This is a genomic window from Marinobacter sp. (assembly GCF_052094685.1).
In the GTDB taxonomy this organism is placed as follows: Bacteria; Pseudomonadota; Gammaproteobacteria; order Pseudomonadales; family Oleiphilaceae; genus Marinobacter.
Map to the genome: position 1 here is coordinate 1 of NZ_JBQDKB010000006.1, position 15,200 is coordinate 15,200.

12 protein-coding genes are annotated in these 15,200 nt (G+C 52.5%); 6 read left to right on the forward strand and 6 right to left on the reverse strand.

The window, feature by feature from the left end; translation table 11 throughout:
• Nucleotides 1-108: 108 nt before the first annotated feature.
• The 3 genes from ACTH3S_RS02275 to ACTH3S_RS02285 all read right to left on the reverse strand — a co-directional run bounded on the left by ACTH3S_RS02275 (nucleotide 109) and on the right by ACTH3S_RS02285 (nucleotide 2,782).
• Entirely contained in the window at nucleotides 109-864 is a 756-nt protein-coding gene (locus ACTH3S_RS02275) for a metallophosphoesterase (RefSeq protein WP_441807401.1), read from the reverse strand.
• Nucleotides 865-899: 35 nt separating this feature from the next.
• Nucleotides 900-1,793: an ATP-binding protein gene (locus ACTH3S_RS02280; protein WP_441807402.1), complete on the reverse strand. Its 894-nt coding sequence runs from the start codon at nucleotides 1,791-1,793 to the stop codon at nucleotides 900-902.
• A gap of 194 nt (nucleotides 1,794-1,987) precedes the next feature.
• Nucleotides 1,988-2,782 carry an AraC family transcriptional regulator gene (locus ACTH3S_RS02285; protein ID WP_441807403.1) on the reverse strand — a complete coding sequence of 265 codons (795 nt, stop codon included), beginning with the start codon at nucleotides 2,780-2,782 and terminating at the stop codon, nucleotides 1,988-1,990.
• A 205-nt stretch (nucleotides 2,783-2,987) separates the two neighbouring features.
• On the opposite strand from ACTH3S_RS02285, the gene ACTH3S_RS02290 reads away from it, so the two are divergent.
• Nucleotides 2,988-3,491, forward strand: a complete 504-nt coding sequence (locus tag ACTH3S_RS02290) for a 6,7-dimethyl-8-ribityllumazine synthase (RefSeq protein ID WP_441807404.1) — start codon at nucleotides 2,988-2,990, stop codon at nucleotides 3,489-3,491.
• A 385-nt stretch (nucleotides 3,492-3,876) separates the two neighbouring features.
• Here ACTH3S_RS02290 and guaA read toward each other — a convergent pair whose 3' ends face one another.
• Together guaA and guaB are read right to left on the reverse strand one after the other, a co-directional pair.
• A complete protein-coding gene (gene guaA / locus ACTH3S_RS02295) occupies nucleotides 3,877-5,454 on the reverse strand; it encodes a glutamine-hydrolyzing GMP synthase (protein WP_441807405.1) in 1,578 nt (525 codons plus the stop codon).
• 62 nt (nucleotides 5,455-5,516) lie between these two features.
• The gene (gene guaB / locus ACTH3S_RS02300) at nucleotides 5,517-6,980 is read right to left on the reverse strand and encodes an IMP dehydrogenase (RefSeq protein ID WP_441807406.1); all 1,464 of its coding nucleotides are present in this window, start codon (nucleotides 6,978-6,980) and stop codon (nucleotides 5,517-5,519) included.
• Between the two features lie 221 nt (nucleotides 6,981-7,201).
• On the opposite strand from guaB, the gene xseA reads away from it, so the two are divergent.
• The 3 genes from xseA (at nucleotide 7,202) to ACTH3S_RS02315 (ending at nucleotide 10,867) form a co-directional block, all read left to right on the forward strand.
• Nucleotides 7,202-8,581, forward strand: coding sequence for an exodeoxyribonuclease VII large subunit (gene xseA / locus ACTH3S_RS02305; protein ID WP_441807407.1), 1,380 nt, complete (start codon nucleotides 7,202-7,204; stop codon nucleotides 8,579-8,581).
• Between the two features lie 89 nt (nucleotides 8,582-8,670).
• Nucleotides 8,671-10,545, forward strand: a complete 1,875-nt coding sequence (locus ACTH3S_RS02310) for a propionyl-CoA synthetase (RefSeq protein WP_441807408.1) — start codon at nucleotides 8,671-8,673, stop codon at nucleotides 10,543-10,545.
• 112 nt (nucleotides 10,546-10,657) lie between these two features.
• Nucleotides 10,658-10,867: a cold-shock protein gene (locus tag ACTH3S_RS02315; protein WP_071263603.1), complete on the forward strand. Its 210-nt coding sequence runs from the start codon at nucleotides 10,658-10,660 to the stop codon at nucleotides 10,865-10,867.
• 109 nt (nucleotides 10,868-10,976) lie between these two features.
• Here the strand turns inward: ACTH3S_RS02315 and leuA are convergent, their stop codons facing one another.
• Nucleotides 10,977-12,671, reverse strand: coding sequence for a 2-isopropylmalate synthase (gene leuA / locus ACTH3S_RS02320; protein WP_441807409.1), 1,695 nt, complete (start codon nucleotides 12,669-12,671; stop codon nucleotides 10,977-10,979).
• Nucleotides 12,672-12,818: 147 nt separating this feature from the next.
• Between leuA and ACTH3S_RS02325 the strand changes: the two genes are divergently transcribed.
• Together ACTH3S_RS02325 and ACTH3S_RS02330 are read left to right on the forward strand one after the other, a co-directional pair.
• The gene (locus ACTH3S_RS02325; RefSeq protein WP_441807410.1) at nucleotides 12,819-13,316 is read left to right on the forward strand and encodes an Lrp/AsnC family transcriptional regulator; all 498 of its coding nucleotides are present in this window, start codon (nucleotides 12,819-12,821) and stop codon (nucleotides 13,314-13,316) included.
• Nucleotides 13,317-13,426: 110 nt separating this feature from the next.
• A complete protein-coding gene (locus ACTH3S_RS02330) occupies nucleotides 13,427-15,160 on the forward strand; it encodes a proline--tRNA ligase (RefSeq protein WP_441807411.1) in 1,734 nt (577 codons plus the stop codon).
• Nucleotides 15,161-15,200: the final 40 nt, after the last annotated feature.

Genomic DNA, 15,200 nt, shown 5'->3' on the forward strand with positions numbered 1-15,200 from the left:
ACTTTTTCGGATTTTTCAATGCTCGTCGACGCACGGCAAGGCCTCCACCCCCTAGACCCAGAAAAACGTTGGGAACTACTTGATGGACTACTACAACCGGCAGCGGCCTCACGCATTCAACGGAGGTATTTCGCCTGTTGCGGCTGAGGAAAATCTTAAAACACTGTCCGGGATTAGTTGACCACTACACCTGTCAAAAGTGTAGATGCGATCCTCCTTAACAGCGTAGAAAGCGATAGCACCTTCGTTTCCACCAGTGCAGTCGAGGGCGAGATAGTTACCAAGCCGGAGCGGTGCTTGAACTTTAGTATGGCCCGCGCAAACACGCCATACACCATGAACGCCTGACACTATTGCATCTCTGACCCGCTTCTGACCCCAAAGCGCGTAATGTTTCGTTTCATCATTAACGATGTCGTTCTTAAAGTCGGACCACCCCATCCCGATCGGGACGTCGGCGTGAACTACCCCAATCACCCCCTGCTCAGCCCCCAGTTCAATCGCAACTGGAAGAGATTTAAGTCGCTGGACGATCTGGAAGCGCGATCGCTCATTTATCAGGTCCCACCAGGCTGCCCCTCGTGCAGGAGAAGATCCATATGGATCATTATCGTACGCCTGAATGAGCATCTGCTCGTGATTACCCATAACCATGTGAAACCAGGACTGATCTAATAGCTTCAACCCACTCGCTGGATCGGGGCCTCGGTCGACCAAATCCCCAACAGAAATAATACGATCGCGCGCGGGGTTGAAACTAAGCTCGTTAAGGCCATGGAAAAAATCCGGCATTTTGAAGTGTATATCGCCGACGATAAAATCACGGCCGCTCGTATTCTTACCCAGCTTCAGGAAATCGGTCATCTCGCAGTACCTGTCAGGACTTTAAAATACAAAGGTCAGGAAAATTGTCCGGCATAGTCACGAGCAAATTGCGCCGCAATACGTCCAGAACGGGAGCCTCGCTGGGTTGCCCAGCGATTTGCATGTATGACCGCCTGTTCATATGCCTCATCCGGCACCCTGTACTCTTTAAGCCAATGCTTGACGGCTTCAAGATATTCATCAGGCGAAAAGCCATAAAACGATACCCAGAGTCCGAACCGCTCGGATAGCGAGATCTTTTCTTCGACTTCCTCCCCTGGATGAAGTCTGTTGTCTGCACCCCGGGTCATATTCAAGTTATCTGACATACGCTCAGCAATGAGATGGCGGCGATTGGAGGTGGCGTAGATGAGGATATTGGTGGTTTGTCCGGTTATGGATCCATCCAAGGCAGTTTTGAGTCGCTTATAACTGATGTCGCCTTCTTCAAACGATAGGTCATCACAGAATAATATGAACTTTCCCTGCTGGCGGCTTACGATATCGATGACTTCCGGCAGATCACCGATGTTTTCTTTGTCTATCTCAACCAGTCGAAGACCTTGACAGTGAAATTCATGCAGACATGCCTTGACCAGCGAAGACTTACCCGTGCCACGTGACCCCGTAAGCAGAACATTATTCGCTGGCTTTCCTTCAAGAAACTGAATCGTATTTTGCCGAATTAATTTCTTCTGTCGATCTACCGACTTTAGTTGGTCAAAGCTGATCAGTCCGGGGTTCGGAACGGGAAGCAAAACAGCTTGCCTTCCCCCTTGAGTCCGACGGTACTGCCACTGAAAGGCGATGACATCGGGGTCTAGTTGCTGCCCCTGTCCGTTGGGGTATGCGCGCTCCAGAGCGTCCGCAATCCGTGTTAACTGTTTCAGAAACTCGTGCTTGAAGGGAGTAGATTGATTGGCAATCATTGCTTGTAACCAGGGTTGTCGATGGGTGTTAAGCTTGCCAACAGCCGCCACCCCCGTCTAACGACGGATAGACCTCGATCGTCGATTAATGGACATCTTCGGATGAATTACGTGTTACTGGTAGACGCACCGAGAAGACAGACAAGCCCAGCTCAACCCGTGAGTCGCCCCGCTTATTAGCTATGTAGGGAGCATCAATCAGACGCTTTGTGCTGCGATCGCTGGAAAGCCGTTGGAGCGATACCGAATTCACGGCGGAACATTGCTGTAAAGGCACTTGGATTGGAGTAACCGGCCTCCAGCGCGACATTAAGGATGCTTCGTCCCAGCGCAAGCTCTTCGAGTGCCACGAGCAATCTAGCTTGCTTTCGCCATTTTCCGTAGGTGATACCGAGTTCACTGGCGAACCACCGTTGAATGGTCTTTACGTTGACGTCCAGATGCGAGGCGCATTCGGCCAGCCCCCAATCCAGAGTCCGCGCAGCCACGAGACGATGGCATAGGTCGCGCAGCGGACCTTTACGAGGAAGCGGCAAAAAAACCGATCCTATTTCAGCTCGAGATAGCTCCTCAAGCAGCAAGCTGAACACAAGCTCGTTACGCCGATCTGGGAGTTCGTTGCCATCAATTTGTGACGCTGCGATCACGAGCTCTTTGGTTAACAGTGTTATCTCTAGCACCACGCAGTCGCTGCTCAGGCTGATCGTTCGCTCGTCAAGATAGAGGCTTCTGATGCTGACGGCACCGAGCGTTCTAGTGCGGTGCTGTACTCCGGCAGGTATCCATAACGCATAGTTGCTCGGCACCACCCAGCAGCCACTCTGGGTGGTGACCATCAACACCCCTTGGGTGGAGAGCAGCACCTGCGCCTGCTGATGATGGTGCACATCGATATCGATACCATCGTTTAGATCCAGAGTGAAGGTCGATACACCGCTTGCCGTTGTAGCTACGCTATCGTTGGATGGTAAATGCTTTGAGATGTCCATGATTCGATGACAGGCGCCCTCTGACCGTTAGACGGACTTCAGTGAATCGTAGCATTATGACTCAGGTGATGCACACACCAGGCTCCGCCGATCTCAGGGAACAAGTATGGTTTGAGCGCATAGTTATTAGTCAGTCCCGTAAATATTTTCATGCATTAATCAATTTTGGACGCAACGATTAAACTCAACTTGCTACGAGAATCTTATGAGTCAGTCTATTTTAAATGGAACTCCAAACACTTTATTTTTAGACAATCTACAAAAGATCGCTATTGTCTCCTCTAGCTGGCATAAATCTATAGTTGAAAATGCCGTAAAAGCTTCAAAGGAGTATTTTGAAAAAAGTGGAATTTCGAGTGATAAAATCGCCCTTTATGAGTTGCCTGGCGCATTTGAGCTGCCTTTGCACGTCAAAAAGCTCGCACAAATGGGAGATGTTGATGCAATCATTGCGTGTGGCTTCGTCGTAAATAGCGGTATATATAGGCATGAACATGTGGCTTCTGCTGTGATTGATGGCCTTATGACAGCTCAATTGGAATCTGGAGTACCTGTATTTTCTGCTGTACTTACTCCACATTATTTTCACGAACACGAAGACCATATTGACTTCTTCTCGCAACACTTTACTAAAAAAGGAACTGAGGTAGCAGAAGCTTGTATCCAAACTCTAGCAAGTCTTTACGGCCTAGAGAAGAACTGCGCTTAACAAGCAAGTGTTAATCGGCGCGGAAAAGCGCACCTGGAACTGGCCTTACGTTGCACTTCAGGCCAGCCCCAGCTTTGTGCGTTGATATGACACCCACGTCAAGAGACACGCACCGGGTTCTACCCAATCACCACAGACGGTTTTCAAACGGCGGATAGTTTCAAATCCTGCTCGGCAAATCCACGTCGCATCCTGGGATTATGGAACCGCTCACTGTGCCTCTCTTCAGCTTTTATTGATTAGCTTGCTCTCGCACATCATCGTCAACAATAAAAACTTGACCGCTACCCAAAGTTACCAGACACAAAAACATAAAAAGCCCATGAAAACATGGGCTTTTTATTAACTAATTACCAGTCAGCGCTAACGAGCACCTATCGCGGGATCACTCCCACTCAATCGTAGCAGGCGGCTTGGAAGACACATCGTAAGTCACCCGTGAAACACCACTGATCTCATTGATAATGCGGTTAGAAACCGTTTCAAGCAGCTCGTACGGCAGGTGTGCCCAGCGTGCGGTCATGAAATCGATGGTTTCAACAGCGCGCAGTGCGATTACCCACTCGTAGCGACGGGCATCACCAACCACACCTACTGACTTAACCGGCAGGAACACCGCGAAAGCTTGGCTGGTTTTGTGATAAAAATCGGCGCGGTGCAGCTCTTCCAGGAAAATAGCATCAGCGAGACGCAGAATGTCTGCGTACTCTTTCTTCACTTCGCCCAGAATACGCACGCCCAAGCCAGGCCCAGGGAACGGGTGGCGATAGACCATGTCGTATGGCAGGCCAAGCTCTAGACCAATGCGGCGCACTTCGTCTTTGAACAATTCGCGCAACGGCTCTACCAGTTTCATCTTCATGGTTTCTGGCAGACCACCCACGTTATGGTGGGATTTGATCACATGGGACTTGCCGGTTTTAGAAGCAGCTGACTCGATCACGTCCGGGTAAATGGTGCCCTGGGCCAGCCAATTCACATCCTTGATACGCGTAGCTTCTTCATCAAACACATCTATAAAGGTGTTGCCGATAACCTTGCGCTTTTGCTCTGGGTCGCTGACACCCTTTAGCTTGTTCAGGAAACGCTCTTCGGCGTCGGCGCGAATCACTTTCACACCCATGCTACTGCCGAACATGTCCATTACCTGATCGCCTTCGTTCAGACGTAGCAGGCCATTATCTACAAACACACACGTAAGCTGGTCGCCAATGGCCTTGTGCAGCAGCGCCGCCGTAACGGATGAGTCCACGCCGCCAGATAAGCCCAGCAGAACTTTATCGGTACCTACCTGCTCGCGGATCTTCTCCACTGCGTCGTCCACGATCTTCGCGGGCGTCCACAACGCCTCGCAGCCGCAGATGGACATAACAAAGTGCTCCAAAATGCGCTTACCCTGCAGCGTATGGGTCACTTCTGGGTGGAACTGTAGGCCATACAAGTTACGGGACAAGTCCTGCATGGCTGCGATGGGGGCGCTTTCGGTAGAGGCCAGTAGCTCGAAGCCTTCGGGCATGGCCACAACTTTGTCACCGTGGCTCATCCAAACGTCTAGCAGAGACTCACCAGTGGCGGTCAGATGATCGGTGATGTCTTCCAGCAGTGGGCCTTTGGCGCGCACTTTTACCTGAGCATAACCGAATTCACGCTTATCAGAGCTAGCCACTCTTCCGCCCAGTTGCTCGGCCATGGTCTGCATGCCGTAACAGATACCCAGCACCGGAATGCCACGCTCAAACAGCCCTTCTGGTGCGCGCGGACCACCCAGTTCTGTGACGGATTCCGGGCCACCCGCCAGCAGAATGCCTTTGGGATTAAACGCCCGCAGCTCTTCATCTGTAATGTCGAACGCGCGGACTTCACAATACACCCCAATATCACGCACACGGCGTGCGATCAGTTGTGTGTACTGGGAACCAAAATCTAGAATCAGAATACGGTGGTCGTGAATATTGTGAGCCATGAAATCCTCGGAGCAAATAAGCTGTGCGGCTCCGGTCAGAGCCGCACCCTGGCTGTCTGTTCTCAGCTTACGCGGTAGTTTGGCGCTTCTTTAGTGATGGTTACGTCGTGCACATGGCTTTCGCGCATGCCGGCGCCGGTAATGCGCACAAACTGGGGCTTGGTGCGCATTTCGCTCATGGTTGCGCTACCTGTGTAGCCCATGGACGCACGCAGGCCACCTATCAGCTGGTGAATGATATTACGCATTGGGCCTTTACAGGCAACGCGACCTTCAATGCCTTCCGGAACCAGCTTTTCAATGCCTTTGCTGGCATCCTGGAAGTAGCGATCGCTTGACCCCTGCCCCATAGCGCCCAGTGAACCCATGCCACGATAGGCCTTATAGCTACGGCCCTGATAGAGCTCGATTTCTCCGGGTGCTTCATCTGTACCCGCCAGCAGACTGCCGATCATTACGCAGTGGGCGCCAGCAACGATGGCCTTGGAAATATCGCCGGAGAAGCGCACGCCGCCATCCGCAATCAGTGGAATATCACGGTCTTTCAGCGCTTCCGCAACGTTAGACACTGCAGAGATCTGCGGCACGCCCACGCCGGCCACAATGCGAGTGGTGCAGATAGAGCCGGGGCCGATACCCACTTTCACGGCATCTGCGCCTGCATCGGCCAACGCGATAGCGGCTTCACTGGTGGCAATGTTTCCACCAATCACCTGCAGGTCCGGGTAGTGCTGCTTGATCCACTTAACACGTTCAATCACACCGCGAGAATGGCCGTGGGCGGTATCCACTACAATTACATCCACCCCGGCATCAGCCAAGGCAATAATGCGCGCTTCGGTATCACCGCCTGTGCTAACCGCAGCGCCTACGCGCAAACGTCCTTGGCTGTCTTTGCATGCCAACGGATAGTCTTTAGATTTCTGAATGTCTTTAGCAGTAACCAAGCCCCGAAGCTGGAAGTCGTCATTCACCACCAGTACTTTTTCGATGCGGTGACGGTGCAGCAACTCTTTCACAGATTCTAGATCGGCGCCTTCCTTAACAGTGATCAGCTTGTCTTTAGGCGTCATAATTTCACGAACCAGGGTATCCAAACTGCTCTCGAAACGGATATCCCGACCGGTCACTATGCCAATCAACTCGCTGCCGTCGACCACCGGCAGGCCAGAAATATTATTGGCCATGGTGATTTCAACCAGTTCACGTACGGTGTTCTCGGGCTTAACGGTAATCGGATCTTTTACCACACCACTTTCGAACTTTTTCACCCTGCGAACTTCAGCGGCCTGCTGATCTGGGTTCATGTTCTTATGCATAATGCCAATGCCGCCTTCTTGGGCCATGGCAATCGCCAACTCTGCGTCTGTTACTGTGTCCATGGCCGCCGACACCAGCGGAATGTTCAATGTAATGGTCCGAGTTAGCCTAGTGCGCAGATCCGCCTCGTGGGGCAAAACATCGGAATAACCAGGTACCAACAGAACGTCATCGAATGTGAGAGCTTCTTCGGCAATTCGCAGCATTGGGATAGGCCTTTTGAACGTGCTAAATTTGAACCTTCCGTGCGGCACCTCTAGGCAAAAAGGGTGCAGCCGCAAAGTAAAATGCGTAATCGACCCATTATAAAGAGGTGTTGCAAGTCAGTAAACTGCGCTGTTTTTTACCATAAGCCGCATGCGATTGAATTTCCGCCATTTTACACACATTTTCTTCGGCTATTGCGTATAAGCCGGTTAGGAGTTTTTTGGTGAATGACCCGTTTCAGGACACCCGGCCGAGGGCTCTGACAGTCAGCGAGCTAAATCATCAGGCCAGGCACTTGCTGGAATCCAGCTTTATGCAGGTGTGGGTTGAAGGTGAACTGTCGGGATTTTTCCGGCCATCATCTGGCCATTGGTATTTTTCTCTGAAGGATTCCAAGTGCCAGATTCGGTGCGCCATGTTCCGGGGAATGAATCAGCGCATTCGCTCCATACCAAAGGAAGGCGACAAGGTTCGCATTCGTGGCAAGGTGACCCTGTACGAAAACCGGGGCGACTTTCAAATTATTGCGGAGCACATTGAACCCGCCGGCTTAGGCGCGTTACAACAGGCCTTCGAGGAGCTAAAACGCAAGTTACAGGCAGAAGGTCTGTTTGAGGTGGGCCGAAAAAAACCGATACCCGCTCTGCCTGCGCACATCGGCGTGGTTACTTCGCCAACCGGTGCAGCCATACACGATATTCTTACCGTGCTCGCTCGACGCTGCCCCGGCATTCCGGTCACCCTTTACCCCACCACGGTTCAGGGCCAGCCCGCGACGGCAGAAATAGTGCGAGCTATTGAATTAGCGCAGGCTCACGGTGCAGCCGACGTGCTGATTATCGGACGTGGCGGTGGCTCACTGGAGGATCTCTGGTGTTTCAACGAGGAAGCGGTGGCCAGAGCCATAGCAGCCTGCCCCATTCCTACAGTCAGCGCCGTTGGCCATGAAACCGACGTGACCATTGCCGATTTTGTGGCAGATTTACGGGCGCCCACCCCTTCAGCAGCAGCCGAAAAAGTCTCGCCAGATCAGCGGGAGATGTTGCGGCAGATCAATGATCGTGAGTTCCGTCTTACCAACGCAGCCAAAAGAGCCTTCCAGCGATTGAATACAAAGCTGGAGCACCTATCGGCCCGCCTTCGGGATCCACGCCGGGAACTTCTGGAAAAAGCCCAGCGTCTAGACGAACTGGAGCTGCGCTTGGGGAAAGCGATAGAACAACGCATGGATCGTTCACAAGTGCGCAACTCTCACCTGGCCCAACGTCTTGCCATGCAATCCCCCGGCAAGCAACTCGCCAATAGCCGCCAAGCTCTTGACCGCTCGGCCTCACAACTGGACAAAGCAATCCAACGAATCCTGTCACGATTGCAGGATTCGTTGGAGCACACAGCCGGTACTCTGAATGTGGTAAGCCCACTGGCTACACTGGGGCGTGGATATGCCATTGCCCGGGATGAACGCGGCAACATTGTACGAAACGCATTGGATGTTTCCACAGGCGAGCAAATTTTCGCCCACGTGGCAAACGGCACCGTCACCGCCGAAGTCACGTCCGTCAACCCGGAAAGCAACTGGCCTCAAAACCCGGAGAGCTAAGCCTATTGTCTACTGGATCACTATCTCAAAGCGCCTAAAGTTGGAATGACTGACAACAGAATAACAACAGGCACAACGAGGTGGAATGTATGGACTATCACTCAGAATTCCGGAGATCCATTGATAAGCCGGAAGACTTCTGGCGTGAAAAGGCAGGAAGCATCGACTGGATCAAGCCACCAGAAACCATCTGGCAAGCCACTGACAATGGTCATGGTGAGTGGTTTCCAGACGGCACACTGAATACATCCGATGTCGCGCTAGACGCAAACGTGCGCGCCGGCCGAGGTGGGCAGACAGCCCTAATTTACGACTCCCCGGTTACGGGCTCAAAGCGCACCTACACCTACAGCGAACTGACCGACGAAGTCGCCCGATTTGCTGGCGCCCTGAAAGCACAGGGCATCAGCAAGGGCGACCGAGCCATCATCTACATGCCAATGATTCCCGAGGCTGCCATTGCGATGCTGGCCTGCGCTCGTATTGGTGCCGTTCACTCGGTCGTGTTTGGCGGCTTTGCAGCGCACGAGCTTGCCGTTCGAATTGAAGGCGCAAAACCAAAAGCAGTGATCACCGCCTCTTGCGGTATCGAAGTCACCAAAGTGATCGAATACAAGCCCCTGGTCGACAAAGCCATTGAACAGGCCTCTCACAAGCCTGATTTCTGCGTTGTGTATCAACGCCAGCAAGCGAAAGCACAAATGCAAGCTGGTCGTGATCACGACTGGAACGACCTGATGGCAAACGCTAAACCAGCCGATCCAGTGCCTGTTAAGGCAACGGACCCGCTTTACGTGCTTTACACCTCGGGCACCACAGGCAAGCCAAAAGGTGTGGTGAGAGACAACGGCGGACATGCCGTGGCACTCAAATACAGCATGAAGCTGGTGTATGACGCCAACCCAGGCGATGTATTCTGGGCCGCGTCTGATGTCGGCTGGGTGGTCGGCCATAGTTATATTGTATACGCCCCGCTATTCGCTGGCTGCACAACCGTACTCTATGAAGGCAAACCTGTCAGAACACCAGACGCCGGCGCTTTTTGGCGTGTGGTGCAGGATCACAAAGTGAACCTTTTGTTTACTGCGCCTACCGCTTTTCGCGCTGTGCGCAAGGAAGACCCAGAGGCAGACGAGCTTTCACGCTACGATACCAGTTCTTTGCGGAAGATTTTTCTGGCGGGCGAACGCCTAGATCCTCCTACCTATGAGTGGCTCCGGGAACACACGCAGCTACCCATACTGGATCACTGGTGGCAGACAGAAACCGGTTGGGCGATATGCTGCAACCCGGTTGGCATCGAAACCATGACCACCAAGCCAGGCTCGGCAACCGTGCCGTCACCCGGCTATAACGTTCAAGTTGTAAGCCCAAGTGGCAGCCAGATGCCAGCAGGAGAACAGGGCCAGATTACAGTTAAACTGCCACTGCCTCCTGGTTGCTTAATGACCGTTTGGGAAGACGACCAACGATTCCTGGACAGCTATCTCAAGCCAATTCCGGGCTTTTACAGCTCGGGCGACGGCGGCTTTATCGACGAAGACGGTTATGTCTTTGTGATGGGGCGCACTGATGATGTAATTAACGTGGCAGGCCACCGCCTTTCTACCGGCGAGATGGAAGAAGTGGTTGCCTCGCACCCAGCCATTGCCGAGTGCTGCGTAGTTGGTGCTCACGATGACATGAGAGGCCAGGTTCCATTAGGGCTGGTCCTGATTAAGGACGGCGCCACCATTGATCACGACGAGCTAGAAGAAGAGCTCATCGAAATGGTTCGGGACAAGATAGGCGCAGTTGCCTGTTTCCGCCGGGCTCTTGTGGTCGAGCGTTTGCCCAAAACTCGTTCAGGTAAGATATTGCGACGGGTTATTCGGCAGATTGCCGATGGCGAGGAATACGCGGTGCCAAGCACCATTGATGACCCGGCGATCCTTGAAGAGATCAGCGAGCAGCTCCACCGCTGACAGGGTCTGTTCAGGCAACGTTGACGACCTACAAAGTCGGTCTATACTAAAATTGCTGTGGAAAATCTTCAGCGCCCCGTGAGGGGAAATATCAGAAATACAGGAAAGCTCAATGTCAGATACAAAAACAGGCAGCGTAAAGTGGTTTAACGAATCCAAAGGGTTCGGCTTCATTGCTCAGGACGGCGGCGATGACGTCTTTGTGCACTACAGTGCCATCAACTCTGGCGGTTTCCGCACCCTGACAGAAGGTCAGCAAGTGCAGTTTACCGTTACACAGGGCCCCAAAGGCCCTCAGGCGGAAAATGTAACGCCAGTCTAAGTTACATTCCCGACCTTTGCCCCTCACGGGCATAGAAAAATGCAACAAGCCGGCACCCGTGCTGGCTTGTTGCATTTTGGGCAAATAAACGAAACGAAAGCCGGCTTTATCAGGCGCTTACTGCATCCTCCTCGTTACCAACTTTTGCGTCAGCTTCACCCACCGCTTGGGCGACTGCAGAAAACAATGCCTGCAAGGTTGCGGAGGTTGTATCTTCCGCCAAAGCTGCTGCACTGCAATGTTTGCCTCCGGCGGTCAACCGTATACAGGCCAGAGCATTGGCACGGGTTCCCTCACCAAGGGCGAACTCATCATAGGCTTCTACCGCGATGGCAAACCCAAAGCGTTTTTCCAGCGCGGCGGATACCGCCTCAACAGCGCCAAGGCCGCGACCTTCAAGGCGTGACAGGGCGGATTCAATGCCAAATGTTACCTCAGCAAAGACACCCTGCTCGTCTCTGTGTAAATCGTAAGCTCGCAATGCCCAGTTTTCATGAACCTTCAGATACCGCTGTTCAAACAAACTGTGAATGGCTATCGAATCGATCTCGCCACCGTTAGTTTCCGCAGCCTTCTGAACCACCTTACTGAATTCAATCTGTAACCAGCGAGGCAAGCTAATATTGTAGTCCCGCTCAAGAATGTAGGCGACTCCGCCCTTACCGGATTGGCTATTGATACGCACCACTTCTTCATACTTACGCCCCAAATCGAAGGGGTCGATGGGCAAATATGCCACATTCCATGCGTCCCCATCCTGCCTGCGGGCCAAGCATTTACGAATGGCGTCTTGGTGGCTGCCCGAGAATGCAGTGAACACCAGCTCGCCCGCGTATGGGTGGCGCGGATGAGTGGAGATTTCCGTACAGGCTTCCACAACTTCTGTGATTTCTGCCATGCCAGACAAATCCAGGGTCGGATCAATACCCTGGGAATACAGGTTCATGGCCATGGTTACCAAATCCATGTTGCCCGTACGCTCACCGTTACCCATCAACGTGCCTTCTACACGATCGGCACCGGCCATCACGGCCAACTCAGCCGCGGCCACGCCACAACCACGATCATTGTGCGTGTGTACGCTGATACTGATATGTTCCCGGCGGCGAATGTTGTCGCACACATATTCGATCTGATCTGCAAACACGTTCGGGGTGGACATTTCTACAGTGGCTGGCAAGTTGAAAATAACCGGCTGCCCCTCATCTGGACGCCATACATCGGATACTGCATCAAGAACGTCCACTGCAAAGTCCAGCTCAGTTCCGGTAAAGCTCTCCGGCGAGTACTGGAAAGTCCATTCAGTTTCTGGGTGCTTCGCAGCCAAATCTTTGACCACCTGGGCGCCGTTCACCGCAATATCCCGAATACCTGCCCGATCCAGCCCGAATACCTGTTCTCGCTGTACTGTAGAAGTAGAGTTATATACATGAACAATGGCGCTACGGGCACCTTTCAACGCTTCGTAGGTGCGCTCGATGAGTTCAGGCCGAGCCTGGGTCAACACCTGAATTTTTACATCGTCAGGAATCCGATTCTCTTCAATCAGTTTGCGACAGAAATCGAAATCCGGCTGACTGGCTGCTGGAAAACCAATTTCGATTTCCTTGAACCCCAGCTTTACCAATAAATCGAACATGCGCTGTTTTTGGGCCACATTCATGGGTTTTACCAGAGCCTGGTTGCCATCGCGAAGATCCACCGCGCACCAAGTGGGTGCCTTTTCGATAACCTTGTCTGGCCAACGGCGGTTGGTTTTTGCGACCGGCCGGAAAGCCACGTATTTGCGATGATCAAAAGCCATGTGTGTCGTACTCCGTAATGGTTCGGATGAGTGCCCTAATAGAGATCTAGCTTAACGCGTTCTTTGAAGCAGGTGATTGCGAATTAGAGGGCAAAAGCGTAATTTATTAGCCATAACTTTCACATAAAACCCATTATATGAAATTTTATGGCCATTAAATCCGAAACACTCATACAAATTGACAAAACTGACCGCCGCATCCTCGCTCAGATACAACAGGACGCGTCTTTGACGAACCAACAACTGGCAGAAAAGGTGGGGCTGTCGCCATCCCCCTGCTTAAGGCGCGTGCGAGCGCTAGAGGATGCAGGCGTTATAGTGCGCACTGTTACCGTGCTTAATCACAAGAAGTTGGGGCTTTCGCTAACCGTTATTATCCTGATTGGCATGGACAGGCACACACCGGAGCGTTTTGCGGCATTTGAGGAGCAGGTAAGCGAATACCCAGAAGTCCTGGAATGCTATTTGGTGACAGGCCACGATGCGGATTACATGCTGAAAGTGGTGGTGCCAGACATGGACGAATACCACCACTTTTTGCTTAACCGAATCACCCGGATTCAGGGGGTCAGCGGTGTTCATTCCAGTTTCGTTTTAAAGCGTGTAATCGACAGTACTGCCCTGCCCTTGGGTTATCTATCGTAATCACTCATCTGGTGGCCGGATATCCGCATTCGTCATCTGTACCTTGTGCGGTAGGCTCCGTACAATAAACGCCACTTTATTCTACGAAACACCACAGAACGGAAACCATAATGCGAGCCAGCCGTTACCTGATTGCAACCCAAAAAGAGACGCCTTCTGACGCGGAAGTTATCAGCCATCAGTTGATGCTGCGTGCAGGCATGATTCGGAAACTGGCGGCCGGGCTTTATACCTGGCTGCCCATGGGCCTAAGAACCCTGCGCAAAGTTGAGCGGATTGTTCGCGAAGAAATGGATAGAAGCGGTGCCCAGGAAATTTTGATGCCTGCGATTCAGCCTGCAGAACTCTGGGAAGAGTCCGGTCGCTGGGAGCAATACGGCGGAGAACTTCTGCGAATGAATGACCGCCACGGCCGTGAGTTCTGCTTTGGTCCCACCCATGAAGAAGTGATTACCGATATGGTTCGCAATGAGCTGAAAAGCTACAAGGAACTGCCGGCCAACTTCTATCAAATCCAGACCAAGTTCCGTGATGAGCGCCGGCCACGTTTTGGGGTCATGCGGGCCCGGGAATTCACCATGAAGGACGCATACTCCTTCCACGTGAACGCTGAATCTCTGGATGAAACCTATCAGATTATGCATCGCACTTACTGCGCTATTTTTGATCGTCTTGGGCTGAATTATCGCCCAGTACAGGCAGACTCAGGTGCAATCGGTGGCAGTGACTCCCACGAATTCCACGTACTGGCTTCCTCTGGCGAAGACGATATCGTGTTCAGCACAGACAGCGATTACGCCGCCAACATTGAAAAAGCTGAAGCGGTCGCGCCATCTGGCGAGCGGACAGCGCCTGGCGAGGAGCTGAAGGAAATTGCAACACCGGATCAGCGCACCATTGAGGCGATTTCGCAGTTCCTGAATATTGATGCCACTCGCACGGTAAAGACTCTATTGGTTAAAGCCGAAGCGGACGAAGAAGGCAACGCGGGCTTAGTCGCACTGATCCTACGTGGCGACCACACGCTAAACGAAATCAAAGCTGAAAACCTGGCAGGCGTTGCAGAACCCCTAAACATGGCCACTGACGAAGAAATCGAGTCAATCATTGGCTGCAAGGCCGGCTCCATTGGCCCGGTTAACTTGAATGTTCCTGTTATCGTAGATCGCAGCGCAGCCCACCTTGCAGATTTCGTGTGCGGTGCTAACAAAGAAGGCTTTCACCTGACCGGCGTGAACTGGGAGCGAGACCTGCCTCTAGGTCGTGTTGAAGACATTCGCGATGTTGTAGAAGGCGATGCCAGCCCAGATGGCAAAGGCACTCTGGAGATACGCAGAGGCATTGAAGTTGGCCACATTTTCAAACTGGGCAACAAATACAGCACCGCCATGAACGCCACGGTTCTCGATGAGAACGGCAAAATGGTGATCATGGATATGGGCTGTTACGGAATCGGCGTATCCCGCATTGTGGCTGCGTCTATCGAACAAAACCACGATGATAAAGGGATTATCTGGCCAGATGCCATTGCGCCGTTTCAGGTGGCTATTGTGACGCTGAATGGCCACAAGGCCCCAGCCGTGGCAGAAGCTGGCGAGAAGCTTTATGAGCAATTGCAGCAGGCCGGCTATGACGTACTTCTGGATGACCGTAAGGAACGCCCGGGCGTAAAGTTTGCAGATATGGAGCTGATGGGCATTCCCCATCGCTTCGTGATTTCGGATCGTGGGCTTACTGCGGGCACATTAGAGTACAAGGGACGTAGAGACGCCGATAAGCAAGACATTGCCATTGATGAAGCATTGCAGGCTCTTATCAACGCCTCGCCGACAAAAGGTTTTTAAAGGTAAATTTTGATCGACAGGTAAGCGGCTAGATGTTCAA